This window comes from Arthrobacter sp. Hiyo1 (genome assembly GCF_001263615.2).
In the GTDB taxonomy this organism is placed as follows: Bacteria; Actinomycetota; Actinomycetes; order Actinomycetales; family Micrococcaceae; genus Arthrobacter.
Genome location: NZ_DF952474.1, coordinates 288,894 through 292,705, shown reverse-complemented (window position 1 = coordinate 292,705; position 3,812 = coordinate 288,894). Strand labels below are relative to the sequence as shown.

General features: G+C 63.9%; 4 protein-coding genes and 1 pseudogene. 3 read left to right on the top strand and 2 right to left on the bottom strand.

All coding sequences use genetic code 11. From position 1 onward, the window contains the following. Together AHiyo1_RS18680 and AHiyo1_RS18675 are read left to right on the top strand one after the other, a co-directional pair. Window positions 1-892: pseudogene (locus AHiyo1_RS18680) on the top strand (AMP-binding protein); the annotation flags it as partial. A gap of 53 nt (window positions 893-945) precedes the next feature. Beyond that, window positions 946-1,548, top strand: coding sequence for a TetR/AcrR family transcriptional regulator (locus AHiyo1_RS18675; protein WP_059389547.1), 603 nt, complete (start codon window positions 946-948; stop codon window positions 1,546-1,548). Between the two features lie 179 nt (window positions 1,549-1,727). Here the strand turns inward: AHiyo1_RS18675 and AHiyo1_RS18670 are convergent, their stop codons facing one another. Continuing rightward, a complete protein-coding gene (locus AHiyo1_RS18670) occupies window positions 1,728-2,135 on the bottom strand; it encodes a VOC family protein (RefSeq protein WP_059389546.1) in 408 nt (135 codons plus the stop codon). A gap of 209 nt (window positions 2,136-2,344) precedes the next feature. Between AHiyo1_RS18670 and AHiyo1_RS18665 the strand changes: the two genes are divergently transcribed. Beyond that, window positions 2,345-2,665, top strand: coding sequence for a GYD domain-containing protein (locus AHiyo1_RS18665; protein ID WP_059389545.1), 321 nt, complete (start codon window positions 2,345-2,347; stop codon window positions 2,663-2,665). 147 nt (window positions 2,666-2,812) lie between these two features. Here AHiyo1_RS18665 and AHiyo1_RS18660 read toward each other — a convergent pair. Next, the coding region (locus tag AHiyo1_RS18660; protein WP_113990708.1) for an aldehyde dehydrogenase family protein at window positions 2,813-3,812 on the bottom strand (1,000 nt) is incomplete at its 5' end.

Sequence of the window (3,812 nt, the reverse complement as noted above, 5' to 3'; positions counted from 1 at the left end):
CGGTTTGGGCGCCCACGCCGGTGCCGAAGCGCTCGGCTGCACCGTCATCCCGATGTCCGGCGGCCAAACCGAACGCCAGATCCAGCTGATCCAGGACTTCAAGCCGGACGCGATCCTGGCGACCCCGACTTACCTGCTCACAATCGCCGACGCGATGGCGCACATGGGTGTGGATCCGGCGTCGACCTCGCTCAAGTACGCCGTGCTCGGAGCCGAACCGTGGACCGAGGAAATGCGGCATGAGCTCGAAACCACCATGAACATCAAGGCCTGCGACATCTACGGGCTCTCGGAAGTCATGGGCCCGGGCGTGGCCGGCGAGGCCGTGGAGACCCAGGACGGCTGCCACATCTGGGAAGACCACTTCCGCCCCGAAATCATCGATCCGTTCGATCCCTCCCGCGGGGAAAGTGCCGTGCTGGCCGACGGCGAGCCGGGCGAACTCGTCTTCACTTCGCTCACCAAGGAAGCGCTGCCGATCATCCGGTACCGCACCAAGGACCTCACCCGTCTGCTGCCCGGCACCGCCCGCCCCGCGCACCGCCGCATGGGCCGCATCACCGGACGCAGCGACGACATGATCATCCTGCGCGGCGTGAACCTCTTCCCTTCACAGATCGAGGAAATCGCCCTGCGCATCCCCGAACTCAGCCCGCACTTCCAACTCGAGCTCACCCGCCCCGAAGGCAAGCGCATGGATTCGCTGACGGTCAAGATTGAGCGCCGCGAGAACGTTTCGGTCGAGGCGGGCACGACGGCGGCACACGCCCTGCGCGAACAGATCAAGATCCACGTGGGTTCTTCGTGCGTGGTGGACGTCGTGGAGCCGGGTTCGCTTGAGCGCTCCAACGGCAAGCTGCGCCGCGTCTACGACATGCGACCCAAGAGGTAACGTGGCAGGGCGCGTGCGCGAATCAACCGACCGTTCATGAGAAAATGGCCAGCATGCCTAGTGAAACAGTAACCAAGCGGGGACGCCCCGGATACGACCAGCAATCAGTGCTGCTCATCGCCGTCGACGTCTTCAACCGCCACGGTTACGACGCCACATCCATGGGCATTCTGGCCGAAAACCTGGGCATCTCAAAATCAGCCATTTACCACCACGTGCCGTCCAAGGGCGACCTCCTGAAGCTCGCCCTCGAGCACGCACTGGGTGGGCTCGAGGCCATCCTGGAACAGCCCGAGGCTGTTACCGGGGCGGCCGATGCACGCCTTGAGTTCGTCCTGCGGCAGACCATCGCCGTGCTGGTGGACCGGCTGCCGTTCGTCACGCTGCTCCTGCGTCTCCGCGGCAACACCGAAATTGAGCGCGATGCCCTGGAACGGCGTCGTGCCTTCGACCACAAGGTGGCCGCGTTGATCTCGGCCGCCCGCGAAGAAGGCACGCTGCGCCAGGACATCGACCCCCGCACCGTGACCCGGCTCCTGTTCGGGACCATCAACTCGATCGTGGAGTGGTACAAACCGGGCGGCTCGCTCTCCCCGCAACGCCTGGCCGACGACGTCATCACCATGGCGTTCGACGGCCTCCACGCCTCGGCGTAGGTCGCCCCTGGCTTCCCCCTGCCCCCTCAGACGCTCGCTCACATATACGGCACTTTCAACCGACGCCCGCTCACATATACGGGACTTTCGACCGACGCCCGCTCACATATATCCCCAATTGGCAGAACGCCCGCTCACTAAAAAGTGAGCGGGCGTTCTGCGTGGTGCTGTGATGCTTTTCAGAGCTGGTATTCGGCCTGGATACCCAAACTTTCATGGACGCAAAGGACGTTGTTTTCCGTGTCCATGAACCAGGCGCAACGGTCGGCGTCGGTGGTACAAATGTGGTGTTCTGTCTTGAGATCCGGGAGATCGTAATCCCGGAATTCGACGCCGTTCGCCTCCATTTCGTCGACTGTCCGCTCGATGTCGCTGACTTCAAAGGAAAGGGCAGTGTGCGACGAGTGCATGCCGTCCTTGATGGGCATCAACTGCAGCATGGGACCGCCGTCGATGCCGAACAAATCATTTCCATCCCAGGTCATGCCGCGATGAGGGAGGCCGAGTTTCTCCGCGTAGAAGCTGCGGGCTCGGTCCACGTCGTCGACGGGCAAGACGGTTGTGGCTGTTCTGAGTGCTAGGTTCATTTCGCCACCTCCTACGCAAAAAATCTTACGCCGGGCGGGATCGGAAAGACCTTGTGAGCAAGCGTTGGCTAGACCGTTGTCAGGGCGACAGCCTCGGCCTACTATGTGCACAGCCCCCTCGCAGGGGAACAACTCCGGGACCTTCCCTCAACGGGTGATGGGAGCACCTGAGTAGGCCCGAGTCCTGGACATCACGGGACGGGAAGACAATGACCAAATATCTGTTCGAAGCCAACTACGTAGGCGACGGAATCAAGGGGCTGTTGCGCGAGGGCGGCACCAAGCGCCGCGATGCCGTGGTCGATGCACTCAAATCCGTCGACGGATCGCTCGAATGTTTCTACTACGCTTTCGGGGAGACCGACGTCGTCGGAGTCTTCGAGATCCCGGACGCGGCTAGCGCCGCCGCCCTCTCACTCATGATCAATGCGACAGGCGCTGTGCGCCTGCATTTGAAGCCGCTCATGACGGTGGAGGATCTCGACGAAGCTGCCAAGAAGACCCCGACATACCGCGCCCCCGGGCAATAAAACGAACATCGGTCCGGAACGCTCCCCAGTGAGGGGAGCGTTCCGTATGCAGTACACACGTGAGCGGGCGTCCGGCCAAACACCCACACAAGTGAGCGAGCGTCCGGCCAAACCCCCACATACGTGAGCGAGCGTCGGTAGGGGAGGCTACTTCTCCACGAGGGTCAGGACGTCGTAGGTGGCTACGATTTCGTCGTTCTGGTTGGTCAGGACGGCGTCCCAGGCTACTTCGCCGTATTCGTCGGTCTCGCGCGGAGTGATCTTCTTGGCCGTAAGCGTGACCCGGATCGAATCCCCTGCGGCCACGGGCGTGATGAAGCGCAGGTTCTCCAGCCCGTAGTTGGCCAGGACGGGGCCCGGTGCCGGCTCCACGAACAGGCCGGCGGCCCAGCTGAGCAGCAGGTACCCGTGCGCCACGATTCCCGGGAAGAACGGATTGGCTTCGGCTGCTTCCTGGTTGGTGTGGGCGTAGAAGGTGTCGCCGGTGGAGTTGGCGAAGGCCGTGATGTCGTCCAGGGTGACCTGCCGCAGTTCGGACCGCACGGCATCGCCGATCCGCAGGGTTGCCAGCGACTTCCGGAACGGGTGCGCACCTTCGGTCTCCACTGTGAAGTTGCGGTCCGCGCCCGTGTGCCAGACGCCGGTCACGGCAGTGAGCATGTTCGGCGAGCCCTGGATCGCGGTGCGTTGCATGTGGTGCATGACGGAACGGATACCACCGAGTTCCTCGCCACCACCGGCGCGGCCCGGCCCACCGTGAACCAGGTGCGGCACAGGCGAACCATGCCCGGTTGACGAGCGGGCGTCCTCGCGGTTGAGCATCAGGACACGGCCGTGGTGTGCCGCGATTCCCGTCACCAATTCCCGGGCGACAGCAGGATCGTTGGTGCACACGGAGGCCACCAGGGAGCCGCCACCGCGGGCGGCAAGGCGGACGGCGTCGTCGAGGTCCGAATAGCCGATCACGGACGACACCGGACCGAAAGCCTCGAGCGAGTGGACGGCTTCCGAGTCCACGTTGGCCCAGCTCAGGACAACGGGCGACATGAACGCGCCGCCCTCCACGACGCCGATGGTGCCGTCCAGCGAGGTGACCGACGGCGAATCCAGCGTCCCGTACGCGAGCTCGCCACCGGCGTCGAGCATT

Coding starts and splice junctions, on each gene's coding strand:
- AHiyo1_RS18665 (WP_059389545.1), top strand. CDS start 2,345: ATGACCAAATATCTGTTCGAAGCCAACTACGTAGGCGACGGAATCAAG.
- AHiyo1_RS18675 (WP_059389547.1), top strand. CDS start 946: ATGCCTAGTGAAACAGTAACCAAGCGGGGACGCCCCGGATACGACCAG.
- AHiyo1_RS18670 (WP_059389546.1), bottom strand. CDS start 2,135: ATGAACCTAGCACTCAGAACAGCCACAACCGTCTTGCCCGTCGACGAC.